This window comes from Vibrio sp. Vb0349, assembly GCF_033338975.1.
Map to the genome: position 1 here is coordinate 241,229 of NZ_JAWOTS010000006.1, position 17,337 is coordinate 258,565.

The window sequence follows — 17,337 nt, forward strand, 5'->3', positions numbered from 1 at the left end:
ATGTACTAAGAATTAATCAGATAAACAAGCTAATGTTGTTGATTTGGCGATGCTACCAATCAAATATGCTATTTAACCAGTTTGATTTCTTCTCACACTGTTGCTTTATCTGACCGGTTTTATCCCAAACCGGCAGTTTGTAATCACTACGGCAGTTCATTTCTAAACCTCCATCAGATGTAGGCTTGAACCCTAATGTGGTGATTTCTCTTGGCCATGGGAGCTCTAAACGCTCAGGAATACGCTGCTTCAAGTACTCTGCGTATACTCGTAATGCACCACTCGACCCCGTTAGATTCACGGGTTTATTATCGTCGCGGCCTAGCCAAATTGTCGTCACCTCACGACCATCAACACCGACAAACCAACTATCGCGGTTATCATTACTGGTACCCGTTTTTCCTGCCAATGCAGCCCAACCAAACTGGCTTTGTAAGAAGCGGCCAGTGCCTTGAGCAACCCCTTGTTTCATCGCGTAGGTCGTTAGCCATGCTGCTTGTTCATCCACGGCTCTTGATGAACGAGGCAAGGATTGATACAGCACATTACCTTCCATATCCATGACTGAGCGCAGAGCGGTCAGTTTTGCACGCTTACCTGAATTCGTCAGAGTCTGATACATCTGTGCGACTTCGAATGGCGTCAAAGAAAACGAACCCAAAAACATCGAAGGCACTGGGCGAATTTCGTCTTTGTTCACGCCCAAACGCTCTAAAGTATTGGACACTTCAGGAATGCCAAGTGCCATACCTAAGCGCACGGTCGGTACGTTAAGTGATTTCGCTAAAGCAATGTAAAGTGGCACATCACCACGATATTTTCTATCGTAGTTGCGCGGCGTCCACACGTTACCTTTACTGCTCTTCAGACTTAACGGCGTGTCGTGTAGCGTCGTGCCTAGGTTGTATTTATCCGGTTGTTCTAGAGCCGTTAAGTAAATCGCTGGTTTCACTAAAGAACCAATCGGACGACTGGCATTGAGCGCGCGGTTAAAGCCTTCATAACCGACACGTTTACCACCTACCATCGCACGGATTTCACCACTATGGCGATCAACGGCCACAGCTGCGGCTTCTAACTCTTTACCACCCCGTTTAGCTAGTTCTGGGATCTTTTTCGCGATAGCTTGTTCCATTTTGCTTTGCGATACTGGGTCCAGAGACGTAAATACGCGCAGTCCGGTCTCTGCTTTAAATCGCTCCCCAACTTTTTCTTTTAATTCAATGCTCAATTGTTGGAAATAAGCTGGCTGACGGCTCGCAATACGTGGCTTGCTTTGCGTATCGAGTGGACGACTTACAGCTTGTTCATACTGCTCTGAAGTCAACATGTTTTGCTGCATTAACAGGCGCAGAACGAGATCACGACGCTCTTTCGTTCTCTCAGGGTAACGAATTGGGTTGTAGTAAGACGGTCCTTTTACCATCCCAACTAACATCGCCAGTTGATCGATTCGCAACTCCTGAATTGGCTGCCCAAAATAGTAACGCGACGCCAAGCCAAACCCGTGGATCGCTTCACCTCCACTTTGACCTAGGTACACTTCGTTTAGGTAGGCTTCTAAGATACGATCTTTGCTGTAACGGTAATCCAAGATTAGCGCGATATACGCTTCTCGAACTTTACGCCACAGTGTTTTATCACGAGTCAAAAACAGGTTTTTTGCCAATTGCTGAGTCAGCGTACTACCACCTTGAACAGTACGACCCGCCTTAATGTTCGCAACCAATGCACGTGCAATCGCGAGCGGTGACACCCCGTCATGTTGATAAAAATCCCGGTCTTCGGTCGCAAGCAGTGCATCCACCAAAATTTCAGGGAACTGATCACGACGTAAGAAAAGGCGCTGTTCATCACGGTCTTTCTCCAGCATGCCCAACATCTTCGGTTCTAGGCGCAAGTAACCAAGGTCTCCTCGAGATTCTAAAGACTGAATACGTTGCAAACCGGAATCAGAGAAATGCAGCATAATGTGACGATCTGGCTCGGGACCATCGGCAAACTCGAATGGACGACGAATCAATTCAATCCGAGTGGAAGAAGAGGAATATTCGCCTGGGTAACGAGGTTGACTCACTTTACGGTAATTCAACACATCTAGCTCGTTGCGCAGTTCTTGGATGGTGATATTCTCACCAGGGCTTAGATTCAAGATACGGGCATAAACCACCGTTGGCAGCTCAAACAGCTGGCCTTCAAAGCGTTCTTTCACCACACTATCTAAGTAAATCCCAACAAACAGCAAAACAGCGGCAAGTGCAACGCCAGCTTTCCAGCTAAACGACCACAGAACTTTCAACCACGAACGTTTCTCGTTAGTCGGCTTTTTACTCGGCGTACGTCGAGTCTGTTTTGCGGCTCCTTTATTGGTTGTACTTTTCTTCGCTGGCGCTTTTTTCGCGCTAGGCTTCTTGCTGTCAGTCATTATTCAATTGTCTTTTTGTTTTCGTTGTTGCTACATGATTGGCAGGATCATCTGGCCAAACGTGTTTTGGGTAGCGCCCTTTCATCTCTTTTTGAACGTCTTTGTAGCTTCCGTTCCAGAAAGCCGCCAAGTCCGACGTTACTTGCAATGGACGTTGTGCCGGTGAAAGCAGTTCAAGCACCAAACGCTTGCGGCCAAGAGCCACCGTTGGGGAACCACTCTCCCCAAATACTTCTTGCATACGCACCGATAATATCGGCTCGTGGCCATATTGGTAACGGATACGCTTCTTTGAACCTGTGGGTAGTTGGTAATGCTCAGGTAACCATTCATCCAGTTGTTGATTGAGAGGCCAACCTAATCGAGCATTAAGCGCTTCGACCAAGTTTATCTTGCTCAGGTCTTTAACCGAGCTGACAGACGTCATGTATGGTTCTAACCACTCCTCTAATGAATCCAGCAAACTGGCTTCATCAAACACTGGCCATGACTGCTCAGGTAACCATTCCACCGCACAACGAATCCGAGCCAACAAGCTCTCCGCTGCCGGTGTCCAGTTTAGACTCTGTAAGCCCTGGCGGCGGACATACGTGAGTAAAGCTTGTGTCATTTTTTCTTTGCCAGGGCTTGGCAACGGCTCGCGTTCAACGACTAGCAGACCGAGTTTTGTTTGTCGCTCAGCTATTAGACGGCCTCTTTTTTCATCCCAGTCCACTACTTCTTCAGACGAAAATAGCGTATCAAAGGTCGTTCGCAATATATTGACATCCAATTCACATGCCGAATGAATTTGACTTGAGTTAGAATGAGAACGCATTAAGTCAACGGCAACCAAATACTCACAGCCACCTAGCATGTCTTCCTGACGACATTCTGCACCATGACCATTAGCCAAAGTAAATCGCCCAAATTGATTTGTGCGCTGCTGCGCAATGCGATCTGGAAATGCCAAACTTAACACCAGCGGTAATGCATCTTCATCCACGCCTTTCAGGTCAAATACCGTATCCAATTTGTACGCTAGAGATTGAGCACGCTTGAACAACATCGACTTTTTTGGATGAGTACCAACAAGCCAACGATGCAAGCTATGAGCGATATTGGTAACATTTCTCTCTGGCTCTTCAATCAGTGCGACCGCCGCCAAAGCAGCATTTAACATCTTATCACTGTAAGATTGCGCTTTAATTAGCATCGTAGCCGCACGAGGCTCAACGCCTAGTTCATGCGCCTGTTTTCCTTCGGACGTTAATTGCCCTTTTTCCGTCAGTAGCCCCAATGACACCAATAGCTGCTTCGCTTGTTCCAATGACGCATTAGCTGGAACATCAAGCCACTTTAGATCGTGGATATCACTCGCTCCCCAAAAGGCAAGCTCCATAACTAAACTAGCTAAATCGGAATGCAAAATTTCGGGTTGGGGAACCAGCGGTTGATGCTTGAACTGGCTTTCAGAATAAAGACGAACACAAATGCCCTCTTCTATTCGTCCCGCTCGTCCTGCACGCTGAATCGCTGAAGACTGTGCAATGCGTGTTTGCTCTAAGCGTGTTAAACCGTTTTTCAAATCAAAGCGGGCAATACGCTCTAACCCAGAATCAACGACGAGGCGAATGCCTTCAATCGTTAGTGAAGTTTCTGCAATGTTGGTCGCTAGAACGACTTTACGCTTACCTTGTTCTGCTGGCGTAATCGCTTTTTGTTGATCTGCAAAGCTCAGTTGACCATAAAGTGGGCATACGTCGATATCATCCGCTAAATGAGACAACCGCTCTTCAACTTGTTTTATGGCACCAACACCCGGTAGGAAAGCTAACAAAGATCCAGACTCTTTGTTCATAAGACTTTCTATTGTTTTTGCCATACTCGTAGGTAAATGCTCGTTCACACCTAACGGCTGGTAGCGCATTGCCACATCAAAGCTGCGCCCTTCAGATTCAATGTAACTGGCTTCTGGCAACAACGATTGTAATGCTTGTTGGTCAAGCGTTGCCGACATTACCACCAGCTTGAGATCGTCTCGCAATGCCTCTTGAACTTCTAAACTGAATGCCAAAGCGGTATCGGCATGAATGCTGCGTTCATGAAACTCATCAAAGATCAGTAGATCAACCCCATCCAGTTCAGGGTCCGTTTGAATCATCCGAGTCATGATCCCTTCGGTCACGATCTCCAGCTGCGTTGCAGAACTTACCTTTGCCTCACCACGGACTCGATAACCCACGCGTTGACCTACTTGCTCTCCCAATTGCTCAGCAAGATAACGGGCAATGTTACGCGCCGCGAGTCGTCTTGGCTCAAGCATGATGATTTTTCCAGCAACCGAATGATTTAAGAGTAACTGCAAAGGGAAGTAAGTCGACTTACCGGCACCAGGCGCCGCTTTTAAGATCACTTGATGTTGATTTTTGACCGCCGTCAGCAACTCAGGCATCACGGCTTCAATCGGCAATTGTGACAAAGGAAATACCTTATGGTGTAATGGTGGCAACATTGTACATAAAAAATTTTTTGTCTAAATAAGCAAATGCATTTCACACCCGCTTTAGAGTCCGCCACTCTACTCAAACGTTATAAACGCTTTCTTGCCGATATCGAGCTCGATACTGGTGAAATCCGTACAATCCACTGCGCAAATACAGGTGCAATGACGGGTTGTGCAACGCCCGGAAACAAAGTTTGGTTTTCTACTTCCGACAACCCGAAACGAAAATACCCCAATAGTTGGGAGTTGAGTGAAACCGAACAAGGCCACCGTATTTGTATCAATACCGTGCGCGCCAATCAATTAGCCGTAGAGGCTATTGAAAATAATGTCATTTCAGAGCTTTGTGGTTATGACACACTTCAAACTGAGGTGAAATACGGCAATGAAAATAGCCGAATTGATATCTTGCTCAGCGCAGACGACAAGCCAAAGTGCTATATAGAAGTGAAAAGCGTCACTCTTCTTGATGAGACCGACTCTACTGGACAAGGATACTTCCCAGATGCGGTCACGACTCGGGGACAAAAACACCTGAGAGAGCTCACAGAAATGGCACAAAATGGAAGTAGAGCCATACTTTTATTCACTGTTTTACATTCAGGTATTGAAAAAGTATCCGCGGCGCACCATATAGACGCGAAATATTCACTATTACTCAAACAAGCACAAGACGCTGGAGTGGAAGTTCTCTGCTACAAAGCTGAACTGAGCGATACTGGAATGAAGCTGATTTCCGCTATTGATTTTATCAATTAAGAGAAAAAATGATGTCGTCTTCACATTGACGATAACTTTGCGATTCAGTATTTGCTTGCACCGCCTCTTTTTGCTATAGATACCCGCCTTAAATTGACTGCGTAGCAGTTGACTAGGTGTAAGTAGGAGATGCTGTATGCCAGAATCAAAGAAGAAAACGATAGGCATCCTAGCCATTGCCGGCGTGGAGCCATATCAGGAAAAACCTGGTGAAGAGTACATGTCACCAGAGCAGGTTGAACACTTTACGAAAATCTTAACAGCTTGGCGCGACCAGCTAAGAGCTGAAGTGGATCGTACCGTTCACCACATGCAGGACGAAGCAGCAAACTTCCCAGATCCAGTTGACCGCGCCTCTCAAGAGGAAGAGTTCAGCCTAGAACTGCGTAACCGTGACCGCGAACGCCGTTTGATCAAGAAGATTGAAAAGACTTTGGATAAAATCAAAGAAGACGATTTTGGCTTCTGTGAGTCTTGTGGCGTAGAGATTGGCGTTCGCCGTCTTGAAGCACGTCCAACCGCTGACCTTTGTATTGACTGTAAAACACTTGCAGAAATCAAAGAGAAGCAAATGCAAGGTTAATCACCCAGCATTATGATTGTTGAAGGGAGCTCAGGCTCCCTTTTTGTTTTGGCTATCTTCGCACCCTATTTGTTTACTAAATTCGAGATACACGCATGACACGCTATGTAGGTCGATTCGCCCCATCTCCTTCTGGTCCACTGCATTTTGGTTCACTGATTGCCGCTCTTGGCAGTTATTTTCAAGCGAAAGCACAAAACGGAGCTTGGTTAGTACGTATTGAGGACTTAGACCCACCAAGAGAAATGCCAGGTGCAGCGCAACTTATCCTAGAGGCACTCAAGGCCTATCAGCTGCATTGGGATGGAGAAGTGGTATACCAGAGCGAACGTCACGACCTTTACCAAGCTCAAATAAACAAATGGCTCGAAAATGGAGAAGCCTATTATTGCCAATGTACTCGTAAGCAAATTAAAGAGCATGGCGGTTTTTATCCTGGCACTTGCCGCGATAAAAACTTGAAAGACGGCGCGATTCGCCTAAAAATGACCAAGCCTGTCGCTTATTTCCTCGACCAAAAGCGGGGAACCATTACTATTCCAGAGCAACTCGTTAATGAAGATTTCATTATTAAACGTCGAGATGGATTATTTGCTTATAATCTTGCGGTAGTATTGGACGACATCGACCAAGGCGTCACAGAAGTCGTGCGAGGTGCAGACTTAATCGAGCCGACAGGGCGTCAAATTAGCCTGTACCAAATACTTGGTCAGCCAGAAGTTAGCTACTTGCATTTACCATTGGCGATGGACAACAACGGCAATAAATTGTCGAAACAAAATCACGCGACGGCTATTGATATAGATACACCAAAACCTACTTTATTGCGCGCCATGACATTTTTAGGTTTCGAGATACCTGAAACCGTAAGGGCGGCCAACATAGAAGATATTCTTCGTTGGGGCTGCGAAAACTGGCGGTTGGAACAGCTTCCAGCAGAGATCGAGATCACACCGTGATTCTCAAATGGCATTGTGTAGGCTATCATTAGCCGCAAATTAGGCCCTAGAGGCGTATAAAACTAACCAAAGCAAGATTGGATTAAACCCAGTTATTGCCAGATGCACATGAATACAAACGACTATACACCAAGCGAACCTGCCACAATTCCAGAGCTCGCTCTCAATGTAATAACTCGTGAAGAGCACAACATTTCGCGTAAGCAGATCAGTGATAATGCGCTGAAGGTACTGTACCGCCTAAATGGTGCTGGTTTCGATGCTTTTCTTGTGGGTGGCGGGGTTCGAGACTTACTGCTTGGACAAAAACCAAAAGATTTTGACATTGCGACCAACGCAACGCCGGAACAGATCAAACAGCTATTTCGTAACTGCCGTTTGATTGGTCGCCGCTTCCGCTTGGCTCATATTATGTTTGGCCGAGACATCATTGAGGTTGCGACATTCCGTGGTCACCACCAAGAGCAAAAGAATAAGAGCATTTCTCAGCAATCAAAAGAGGGTATGCTGCTGCGTGACAACGTCTACGGCACCATCGATGAAGATGCTGAGCGCCGTGATTTCACGATTAACTCGATGTACTACAACATCGCAGATTACTCGATTCACGACTACGCACGTGGTATTGAAGATTTAGAAGATCGCCTAATTCGACTGATTGGTGATCCAGAAACACGCTACCGTGAAGACCCTGTGCGCATGCTGCGTGCGGTTCGTTTCGCGGTAAAACTAGACTTTGATATTGAAGAAGACACCGCAGCGCCAATCGAACACATGGCACCGTTGCTCGGTGACATTCCGTCAGCGCGTCTTTTTGAAGAGTCACTCAAATTATTGCAATCCGGTCATGGCTTAGAAACCTACCACCTACTGCGTGAGTACAACCTATTCCAGCAACTCTTCCCGACGATTGCAGCGCACTTTACAGAAGATTACTCCTCTCACACTGAGCAGATGTTGGATCTTGTCCTAGATTCTACCGACATGCGCATCGAAGATGGGAAACGCATCAATCCAGCATTTATGTTTGCTGCAATGCTGTGGTACCCACTGTGTGCGAAAGCCGATGAACTGATGGAAGAGCGCAACTTAGGCCATTACGACGCCATTATGGAAGCGAGCAACATCATTCTTGACGAGCAAGTTCGCACAATTGCCATTCCAAGACGCCACACCGCAACCATTCGCGAGATTTGGCAGTTACAGCTTCGTCTTCCACGACGTAACGGTAAACGCGCATTCCGTCTTATGGAGCTCAATAAATTTAGAGCTGGCTTTGATTTTCTTGAAATGCGCGGTGAAATTGAAGGTGGTGACACTCAGAAGCTTGCCAAGTGGTGGGAAACTTTTCAAAATGCAGGCCGAGAAATGCGTCAAGCAATGGCTGCCGACTTAGACGGTCAATCACCGAAAACAGGCCAGCGCCGCCGTAAAACTTATCGCAAGAAAAAGAGTAAGCCCAAATCATGATTACAGCGTACATTGCGGTAGGCAGTAACTTGGCTGATCCTATCAGCCAAGCGAAGCAAGCGATTGAAGCATTAAAAACGCTGCCTAAATCAGAGTTTGTTCAAGCTTCTTCGCTATACAGCAGCACGCCAATGGGGCCACAAAACCAACCGGATTACATCAATGCGGTTGTGTCTATTAACACCAGTTTGACGCCTATTGAATTGCTCAATTGCACACAAGCTATAGAGCAAGAACAAGGGCGTGTCCGTAAAGACGAACGCTGGGGACCAAGAACCTTGGACCTCGACATTGTGCTTTATGGCAATGAGGTGATTAATTCCGAGAGGCTGATCGTTCCTCATTATGGAATGAAAGAGCGTGAATTCGTACTCTACCCTCTCGCGGAAATTGCACCAAGTTTACAACTCCCTGATGGGACCGAGGTCTCTAAACTACTGGAACAAGTAGATAGAAACGGCCTCAGTATCTGGCAGTCATAGCCAACTCCTAGTAAGGATAAAACCATGAAAAAAATGACCATCAACGACCTAATCAAGTGGAAGCAAGAAGGTCGTAAATTTGCTACTTCAACCGCTTATGATGCGAGCTTTGCCCAACTGTTTGAAAGCCAAGAAATGCCAGTACTTCTTGTTGGTGATTCTCTAGGGATGGTTTTGCAAGGTCACAACGATACTCTGCCAGTAACGGTCGATGATATCGCTTACCATACTCGTTGCGTACGCGCTGGTAGCCCAAATTGTTTGTTGATGGCAGACATGCCATTCATGAGCTACACCACGCCAGAGCAAGCTTGCGAAAATGCGGCTAAACTGATGCGTGCTGGTGCCAATATGGTAAAAATTGAAGGTGGTGACTGGCTTGTCGACACGGTGAAAATGCTCACTGAACGATCAGTTCCAGTTTGTGCTCATCTTGGTTTAACTCCTCAAGCTGTTAATATTTTTGGTGGTTACAAAATCCAAGGTCGCGATCAAGAAAAAGCAGACCGCATGGTAAAAGACGCATTAGCGCTGCAAGAAGCAGGCGCTCAAATCGTCTTACTAGAATGCGTACCAGCTGAGCTTGCTGAACGTATTACGCAAGTGCTTGACGTTCCTGTTATCGGTATTGGTGCTGGTAACGTAACAGATGGTCAAATTCTCGTAATGCATGATATGTTTGGTATTTCTGCCAACTACATGCCGAAATTCTCCAAAAACTTTCTTGCTGAAACAGGTGATATGCGCAAAGCCGTTACTAAATACATTGAAGATGTAGCCAACGGTGTATTCCCAGACGACGCTCATACCATTGCCTAGAGGATAAATGCATGCAAACTTTTGCGGAAATCTCAGCAGTTCGTGAACACCTTAAAACCTTTAAACGTGAAGGTCGTAAAGTGGCGTTTGTCCCTACCATGGGCAACCTTCACGAAGGCCACTTAACCTTAGTGCGTAAAGCACGCGAATACGCTGATATCGTTGTCGTAAGCATCTTTGTTAATCCGATGCAGTTTGATCGTGCAGACGATTTAAATAATTACCCACGCACGCTAGAGGAAGACTTAAGCAAGTTAACCTCTGAAGGGGTCGATGTGGTATTTACGCCAACACCAGAAGTTATCTACCCAGAAGGTCTGGATAAACAAACCTTCGTCGATGTCCCTGGCCTATCAACAATTCTCGAAGGCGCATCTCGACCAGGTCATTTCCGTGGCGTGACGACGATTGTGAATAAGCTGTTTAACATCGTACAACCGGATGTCGCGTGCTTCGGCGAGAAGGACTTCCAACAACTTGCTGTTATCCGCAAGATGGTTGATGACCTAGCAATGGACATTGAAATCATCGGTGTACCAACCGTACGTGAAATGGACGGTTTAGCAATGAGTTCACGCAATGGCTTGCTTACGCTGGACGAGCGTCAACGTGCGCCTGTACTTGCTCGTACAATGCGTTGGATCAGTAGTGCCATTCGCGGTGGCCGCGATGACTACACATCGATCATCGAAGATGCAAGCGACCAACTTCGAGCTGCAGGTCTGCACCCTGATGAGATCTTCATTCGTGATGCTCGTACATTACAAGTGATCACACCAGAAACGACACAAGCTGTCATTCTGATGTCTGCGTTCCTAGGCAAGGCTCGTCTTATCGATAACCAAACGGTAGATATGATTGTCGAAGCGAAGGAAGAAGCTGAATCTAACAATACAAACTCAGAGAGCGCAGAGTAAGCTCTGAGTCATAAAAGTAAAAAGGTCGACTCTTAGTCGACCTTTTTTATACTCTACGTATAGACGCAATCTAACCCTTCAGGGCGAGTTTTAAACCGCTTGTGCAGCCACATCCACGCTGGAATATCACGTTTTATCATTTTCTCAAGCTCTTGGTTCAAGATGCTTGCCGCTTTAACCGCATTACGTCTCTCGAAACGCTCGCTAATGTCTTTTCCAATGTACAGCGTGTAATGGTGATTTTTACTCACTGTAACGCCAGATATAACCGCGCACTTTGTTGCATCAATGAGAACACTAGACCCGACGGTACTCGCCGCTTGTTCAACAGCAAAAAACGGCGCAAAAACAGAATGGCTAACGCCATAATCATGGTCGGGCAAATACCAAAGTCGATGACCATTTTTCAGAACTTTGAGCATTGATTTCACGTCTTTTCGATCAATCATTTGATGTCCAAAACGAGTTCGACCTCGATGTTGAATAAACTCATAAGCTGGATTCGAATTTGAGCGATAAACGCCATAACCTTGGGCAAACTGGCTAAAAATACGAGCGGTTATCTCCAAGTTTAAATGGTGACTGCACACCACCAACACACCACGTCCATTCTTTTCCTCAGCGAGTAAACGATCTTTTCCAACAATAGAGGTTATCCGACGTATCCGCCAATCTGGCCAAAACCAGGCGATACCGGTTTCGATGATCGCCATTCCAGTATATTGAAAGTTTTTTCGTACTACGTCCTTACATTGCCAATCCGTAAAATCAGGGAAACACAGCTGGAGATTACGTAGAGCGATCTTGTGTCGGCGCTTCATTACATGCATCGCAACACAGCCGATGATTCTACCTAAGATTCGTAATACTACGTATGGCAGTACATTAACAAGAATCGCTAAAGCTCCAAATGCCAACCATACAGACCAATATTTGGGCTTAAGTAACTGATAGGAGAAAGGCGGCGGTGGGACAATATTCATAGGATCACTCATTTATTACAAATGATTGAAACCTACCATGATAAAAACCGAAAAATTGTATGGGTATGTATTGTTATGCACGCGAAAGAGCAGCGTGAATCGCCGCTCTTTGCTTTATGAGAATGGCTTAGCTTCTTAGCCCAATCCCTTTGGTTACTAGATAATGCGCAATGGCATACAGTGCAACAACAAACACTGCAAGTACACTAAATGACGTGACAATGCCCACATCCGAGACACCTAAAAAGCCGTAGCGGAACGCATTCACCATGTAGACAATTGGGTTGATCTTAGAAACGCCTTGCCAAAATTCAGGCAGCAGACTGATCGAATAAAAGACTCCTCCCAAGTAAGTTAAAGGAGTCAATACAAACGTAGGGATGATCGAAATATCGTCAAACGTTTTTGCGTAAACCGCATTGATCAAGCCACCGAGAGCAAATACAACCGACGTCATGAAGACAGTCGCGACAATAATGCCCCAGTGCTTCACTTGCAAATCAACGAACAAAAGTGACACACAAGTAACAATTGCACCGACCAACAAACCTCGAGTCACGCCGCCCATCACGTAGCCAGCAATAATCACATAGTTTGGTACCGGTGCCACCAGCAGTTCTTCAATGTTCTTCTGTAGCTTTGCACTAAAGAATGAAGACGCAACATTCGAGTATGAGTTGGTGATCACCGACATCATGATCAAACCTGGAACAATGTACTCCATGTAACTAAAGCCGCTCATCTCACCAATTCGAGAGCCAATAAGATTACCGAAAATGATGAAGTACAACGTCATCGTAATGGCTGGCGGCACTAAGGTTTGCACCCAAATACGTGTAAAACGAGTGACTTCTTTGCTCAGCAAGCTGCGAAATGCCGTCCAATATAAACCGTACATTTAATTACTCCCCTCTCTTACAATGCTGACAAACAACTCTTCAAGTCGGTTGGCTTTGTTACGCATTGAGAGAACTTTAATGCCATGCTCTGTTAACTGACTGAATACCGAATTCAATCCTTGGCTCTTATCTAGTTCTATCTCTAAAGAGCCATCAACAATACTTTGTCGATTAACACCTTCAAGCTCAGGCACCTCGACTTCTGACTCAATATCCAAGATAAATGTCTCGACGCTTAGCTTACCTAGTAACGCCTTCATGGTGGTATTTTCAATCAGCTCACCACGATTAATAATGCCGATATTTCGACACAGCATCTCCGCTTCTTCTAGGTAGTGTGTCGTTAAAATAATCGTAATTCCTTGCTCTTGGTTGATCTCTTTCAGAAACCCCCACATTGAGCGGCGTAGTTCAATATCCACTCCAGCCGTTGGTTCATCTAAAATGAGTAACTGCGGCTCGTGCATCAAAGCTCTTGCGATCATTAAACGACGCTTCATCCCACCGGATAGGTTACGAGCACGCTCTTGGCGTTTTTCCCATAAATCCAATTTTTTCAGGTATTTTTCTGCTCTTTCTTTGGCTAATACTTTAGACACACCGTAATAGCCAGCTTGCTGCATCACAATTTGCTCAACGGTTTCAAACTGGTTGAAGTTGAACTCTTGTGGCACCAAGCCTAAATTCTGCTTGGCCAATTCGAGGTCGGTATCAATGTCATAACCGAAAACTTTCGTCGTTCCGGAGGTTTTATTCACTAAGGAGGAAATGATGCCAATCGTGGTCGATTTTCCTGCACCATTGGGACCCAGAAGCGCGTAGAAGTCACCCTTTTTCACTTGGAGACTTATACCTTTTAACGCCTCAAAGCCACCTGCATACGTCTTGCGCAGTTGTTCAATTTCTAATGCGTACATAAGGTCTTGATTGCCGTTTGTTTGTGATTACTAATACCGACTCATATTTAGCAGCGGTTTACTACAAAATCGCCTTGGGTATCGTATTGGAGGTCCATCAGTTTATCGTTGAATAACGATGATTACAAATAAACCTTTCGATAATATTGGAAATATAACCCTTACCTCGTAAAGGTTATCTCTGAGTAAGACAAAATAGAGCATAAAAAAACGCAACAGGACACTGTTGCGTTTTTAACTGTCAGAATGATTACGCCGTTATGCGCTGATACTGGTCTGCCTCAACATGTGCCACCGCCGCATTCAATGCTTCATAACGGAATTGGTACATATTTTCATCAGGCACAAGGTCAATCACATGGAATTTCTCTAGCTGTTCTCGTGTTCGCTCATTCGGGCATAATAAATACACGGCACAATTGGCATCGAGAGCATCCTTAATCGCATTCTCTAACGCCAAACCGACGGTCACATCAATCATTGGTACATCCGTAAGATCGAGAATCATCACGTCATAGTCCGAAATACTAGAGTGCTGACGTGAAATGGCTTTAGAAACACTAAAGATCATCGGACCGGAAAGATAAAAGAACAGCACTTTTCCATTCGCACGATCCAACAAACCACGCTCGCTGTCAGTCAGCGGCACATCATCTTCATCCGCGTCGCTGATCGCTTTTACTTGTCGCGCCTGCTCTCGGCTCAAACGCTCGATGATGATAATGTTCGAGATAAAGACGCCTAAACCCACCGCAACGATAAGATCAACGAATACTGTAAGCAACATAACGCCATACATCACCGCCATTCCGGAAAAGCTTACCTTATGTGCCCTCTGAATAAAGCTCCAGTCTAGGATGTTAAAGCCAACATACACCGCAATGCCTGCTAACACAGCCATCGGGATTGGCTCTGTTAACCCACCAGCAACCAGTACAACCAACGCCAACATTAGTGCGCGAATCACACCAGATAATGGCGAGCGAGCCCCTACTTGGATATTCGTTACCGTCCCCATAGTAGCTCCCGCCCCCGGCAGCGCACCAAACAAGCCTGAGATCATGTTAGCTAACCCTTGACCTCGCAGCTCTTTATCTGAGTCGTGTTCTTTACGAGTTAATGAGTCACCGATAACCGCCGTTAACAAAGTATCAATACAACCTAATGTGCCGAGCACTAATGCATCAATGACCATCTCGACAAACATATCTGTGTCAATATAAGGGGCGACGAGAGAAGGTAACCCAGCAGGAATTTCACCGATACGACGAATATCTTCTGTATCAAAGAGAATCACAGACAATAAAGTCACCGCGACCAATGCCACGAGCTGTGCAGGAACGTATTTACGATATTGCTTAGGGAAGAAAAAAAGAATCCCCAAAGTCAGTAGTCCCAAAAACAACTCACTGAACTTAAGGTTAGAAATGGTCTCCGGCAAAGCAGATAACGTTCCGAGTACTCCCCCTGAAGGCGCAGCATGTCCCATCAAAGGCGATAACTGCAGAATGATAAGAATCACACCAATGCCAGACATAAACCCGGAAATAACGCTGTAAGGCATCAAGGTAACATATTTACCCAGTTTTAATGTCCCCAATAGGATTTGGAACGCGCCAGCCATCATGACAACCGTGAAAGTCATAGCCATGCCCGTTTCTGGGTATTTCGCCATCATACTGGTTAATACTGCGGTCATGATTACCGTCATTGGCCCTGTCGGTTCTGATATTAACGTATTAGAACCACCAAATAACGAGGCAAACAAACCGACCATTATTGCCCCCCAAAGGCCGGCCTCAGCCCCGGCTCCGGATGCAACACCAAACGCTAACGCCAGAGGGAGAGAGATAATCGCCGTGGTTACCCCGCCAAATACATCCCCTTTGAAATTGATATCTTCAAAACGACTACCGAACACTGCTGATTTTCCCTGCATTCAATTTTAAAAAGTAAAATATCACTACTTTAACGAGCTAGGCGAAAATTTAAACCATAAATAGATTAAGGCTAAATTCACACCACAAATAGTTTCACCAGATTTTACTTTTTTCTTAATGAAAACTAGTCAGATGAGTCCTATCTGACGAATATTTAACGAGATCGAAATTGTAACATTGTGTATAGTTACAACACTGATCGCTTGCATGTGCACACAAACAGCGGCAGCGATTTTGTCTTTTAAGGGAAGTAGTTTGCAAAATGCCGGAAATAAAACAGTTATTTGAAAACAATTCGAAATGGTCTCAAGAGATCAAATCTGATCGACCTGAATACTTCGCAAAACTCGCTGAGGGGCAAAAGCCTGATTTTCTTTGGATTGGCTGCTCTGATAGCCGCGTTCCTGCCGAGCGACTAACCGGGCTATACTCAGGTGAACTCTTTGTTCATCGGAATGTTGCAAACCAAGTTATCCATACTGATCTCAACTGTCTATCGGTCGTCCAGTACGCTGTAGACGTTCTTAAGGTTAAACACATCATTGTCTGTGGACACTATGGATGTGGTGGCGTAAACGCAGCCATTGATAACCCTAAGCTAGGTCTTATTAATAATTGGCTGTTACATATCAGAGATATCTATTTCAAACACCGCACTTACCTAGATCAAATGCCGCAACAAGATCGAGCGGATAAACTAGGCGAGCTTAATGTTGCAGAGCAAGTGTACAACTTGGGTAACTCAACCATCCTGCAAAACGCTTGGGAGCGTGGGCAAGATGTTGAAATTCACGGTGTGGTATACGGAATTGAAGATGGTCGCTTAGAGTACTTAGGCATTCGTTCTAACTCTAAGGAAACCGTAGAAGCGTCTTACCAGAAAGCTCTTTCGACGATTCTAAATACAGACAACAAGCTCCTTTGTCGCTAAGTCATATCTAAAAGTTGAACGAAAAACGCCCATCTTAGATGGGCGTTTTTTTATATTTTTAATGCTGAACTCAATGATTATTCTTGAGGTACAACTTTACCGATGTATGGTAAGTGGCGGTATTTCTGTGCGTAATCAATGCCCACCCCAACGACAAATTCATCTGGAATTTCGAAACCAATCCAATCCACAGGAACATTCACTTCACGACGAGATGGCTTATCTAGGAGCGTACAAATAGCGATAGACTTCGGCTCACGTAGCGAAAGAATCTCACGGATTTTATTTAGTGTGTTACCAGTGTCAATGATGTCTTCAACAAGCAGAATGTCTTTACCTTTGATGTCATCATCCAAATCTTTCAAGATACGAACGTCACGTGAGCTTTCCATCGTATTGCCGTAGCTTGACGCAGTCATAAAATCAACTTGGTGAGTCAGTTCGATAGCACGTGCCAAGTCTGCCATAAATACAAATGAGCCACGCAATAAGCCTACCAACACAAGATCTTCACTACCTTGATAACGCTCTGTAATTTGTTTGCCTAATTCACGAACTCGCTCCTGAACTTCTTGCTCAGAAATCATGACTTCTATTGTATGTTTCATACTGTGCTCAATCTAAATTTGTGGGTTGAGGTAAGTCGCACGCAAACGATCACCTAATCTTACGGCGTGTAGTGTATCACCACGTTCATTGGGTTGAAAGTCGCATCCTGTTGCCAAAAAATCTTGGAAGAAGGTCTTAGTTTTATAAAGTTCATAGCTA

General features: G+C 45.3%; 15 protein-coding genes. 8 read left to right on the forward strand and 7 right to left on the reverse strand.

Going from position 1 to position 17,337, the window contains the following annotated elements; all coding sequences use genetic code 11:
- Positions 1 to 52: 52 nt before the first annotated feature.
- Both mrcB and hrpB read right to left on the reverse strand, forming a co-directional pair.
- Positions 53 to 2,425, reverse strand: coding sequence for a penicillin-binding protein 1B (gene mrcB, locus R7Q47_RS10215; RefSeq protein ID WP_017820402.1), 2,373 nt, complete (start codon positions 2,423 to 2,425; stop codon positions 53 to 55).
- Complete coding sequence (gene hrpB, locus R7Q47_RS10220) at positions 2,418 to 4,886, reverse strand: ATP-dependent helicase HrpB (RefSeq protein ID WP_248486967.1); 2,469 nt, start codon at positions 4,884 to 4,886, stop codon at positions 2,418 to 2,420. Before hrpB ends, mrcB begins: the two co-directional genes overlap by 8 nt.
- Before the next feature lie 66 nt (positions 4,887 to 4,952).
- Between hrpB and sfsA the strand changes: the two genes are divergently transcribed.
- The 7 genes from sfsA to panC all read left to right on the forward strand — a co-directional run bounded on the left by sfsA (position 4,953) and on the right by panC (position 10,899).
- Positions 4,953 to 5,669, forward strand: coding sequence for a DNA/RNA nuclease SfsA (sfsA, locus tag R7Q47_RS10225; protein ID WP_222712304.1), 717 nt, complete (start codon positions 4,953 to 4,955; stop codon positions 5,667 to 5,669).
- Positions 5,670 to 5,805: 136 nt separating this feature from the next.
- On the forward strand, positions 5,806 to 6,252 hold the full coding sequence (gene dksA, locus R7Q47_RS10230; protein WP_005386584.1) for an RNA polymerase-binding protein DksA: 447 nt from the start codon (positions 5,806 to 5,808) through the stop codon (positions 6,250 to 6,252).
- Positions 6,253 to 6,347: 95 nt separating this feature from the next.
- Positions 6,348 to 7,211, forward strand: coding sequence for a tRNA glutamyl-Q(34) synthetase GluQRS (gene gluQRS / locus R7Q47_RS10235; RefSeq protein ID WP_248486969.1), 864 nt, complete (start codon positions 6,348 to 6,350; stop codon positions 7,209 to 7,211).
- Positions 7,212 to 7,313: 102 nt separating this feature from the next.
- Positions 7,314 to 8,681 (forward strand): polynucleotide adenylyltransferase PcnB, encoded by a 1,368-nt coding sequence (pcnB, locus tag R7Q47_RS10240; protein ID WP_005386589.1) that lies wholly within the window; start codon positions 7,314 to 7,316, stop codon positions 8,679 to 8,681.
- Positions 8,678 to 9,163 (forward strand): 2-amino-4-hydroxy-6-hydroxymethyldihydropteridine diphosphokinase, encoded by a 486-nt coding sequence (folK, locus tag R7Q47_RS10245; RefSeq protein WP_054579080.1) that lies wholly within the window; start codon positions 8,678 to 8,680, stop codon positions 9,161 to 9,163. The genes pcnB and folK overlap by 4 nt, the downstream gene beginning before the upstream one ends.
- Positions 9,164 to 9,187: 24 nt before the next feature.
- On the forward strand, positions 9,188 to 9,982 hold the full coding sequence (panB, locus tag R7Q47_RS10250) for a 3-methyl-2-oxobutanoate hydroxymethyltransferase (protein WP_005386592.1): 795 nt from the start codon (positions 9,188 to 9,190) through the stop codon (positions 9,980 to 9,982).
- An 11-nt stretch (positions 9,983 to 9,993) separates the two neighbouring features.
- Positions 9,994 to 10,899: a pantoate--beta-alanine ligase gene (gene panC, locus R7Q47_RS10255; RefSeq protein WP_248486970.1), complete on the forward strand. Its 906-nt coding sequence runs from the start codon at positions 9,994 to 9,996 to the stop codon at positions 10,897 to 10,899.
- 53 nt (positions 10,900 to 10,952) lie between these two features.
- Here the strand turns inward: panC and R7Q47_RS10260 are convergent, their stop codons facing one another.
- The 4 genes from R7Q47_RS10260 to R7Q47_RS10275 all read right to left on the reverse strand — a co-directional run bounded on the left by R7Q47_RS10260 (position 10,953) and on the right by R7Q47_RS10275 (position 15,619).
- Complete coding sequence (locus tag R7Q47_RS10260; RefSeq protein WP_318088959.1) at positions 10,953 to 11,882, reverse strand: Kdo(2)-lipid IV(A) acyltransferase; 930 nt, start codon at positions 11,880 to 11,882, stop codon at positions 10,953 to 10,955.
- Positions 11,883 to 12,009: 127 nt separating this feature from the next.
- Positions 12,010 to 12,780, reverse strand: coding sequence for an ABC transporter permease (locus tag R7Q47_RS10265; RefSeq protein ID WP_017820398.1), 771 nt, complete (start codon positions 12,778 to 12,780; stop codon positions 12,010 to 12,012).
- Positions 12,781 to 13,698: an ABC transporter ATP-binding protein gene (locus tag R7Q47_RS10270; protein WP_005380000.1), complete on the reverse strand. Its 918-nt coding sequence runs from the start codon at positions 13,696 to 13,698 to the stop codon at positions 12,781 to 12,783. It lies immediately after the preceding gene.
- Positions 13,699 to 13,948: 250 nt separating this feature from the next.
- Positions 13,949 to 15,619 (reverse strand): SulP family inorganic anion transporter, encoded by a 1,671-nt coding sequence (locus R7Q47_RS10275; RefSeq protein ID WP_005379997.1) that lies wholly within the window; start codon positions 15,617 to 15,619, stop codon positions 13,949 to 13,951.
- 281 nt (positions 15,620 to 15,900) lie between these two features.
- On the opposite strand from R7Q47_RS10275, the gene can reads away from it, so the two are divergent.
- Complete coding sequence (gene can / locus R7Q47_RS10280; RefSeq protein WP_005379996.1) at positions 15,901 to 16,569, forward strand: carbonate dehydratase; 669 nt, start codon at positions 15,901 to 15,903, stop codon at positions 16,567 to 16,569.
- Between the two features lie 77 nt (positions 16,570 to 16,646).
- On the opposite strand, the gene hpt is transcribed toward can, so the two are convergent.
- Positions 16,647 to 17,177: a hypoxanthine phosphoribosyltransferase gene (gene hpt, locus R7Q47_RS10285; RefSeq protein ID WP_005379995.1), complete on the reverse strand. Its 531-nt coding sequence runs from the start codon at positions 17,175 to 17,177 to the stop codon at positions 16,647 to 16,649.
- Positions 17,178 to 17,337: the final 160 nt, after the last annotated feature.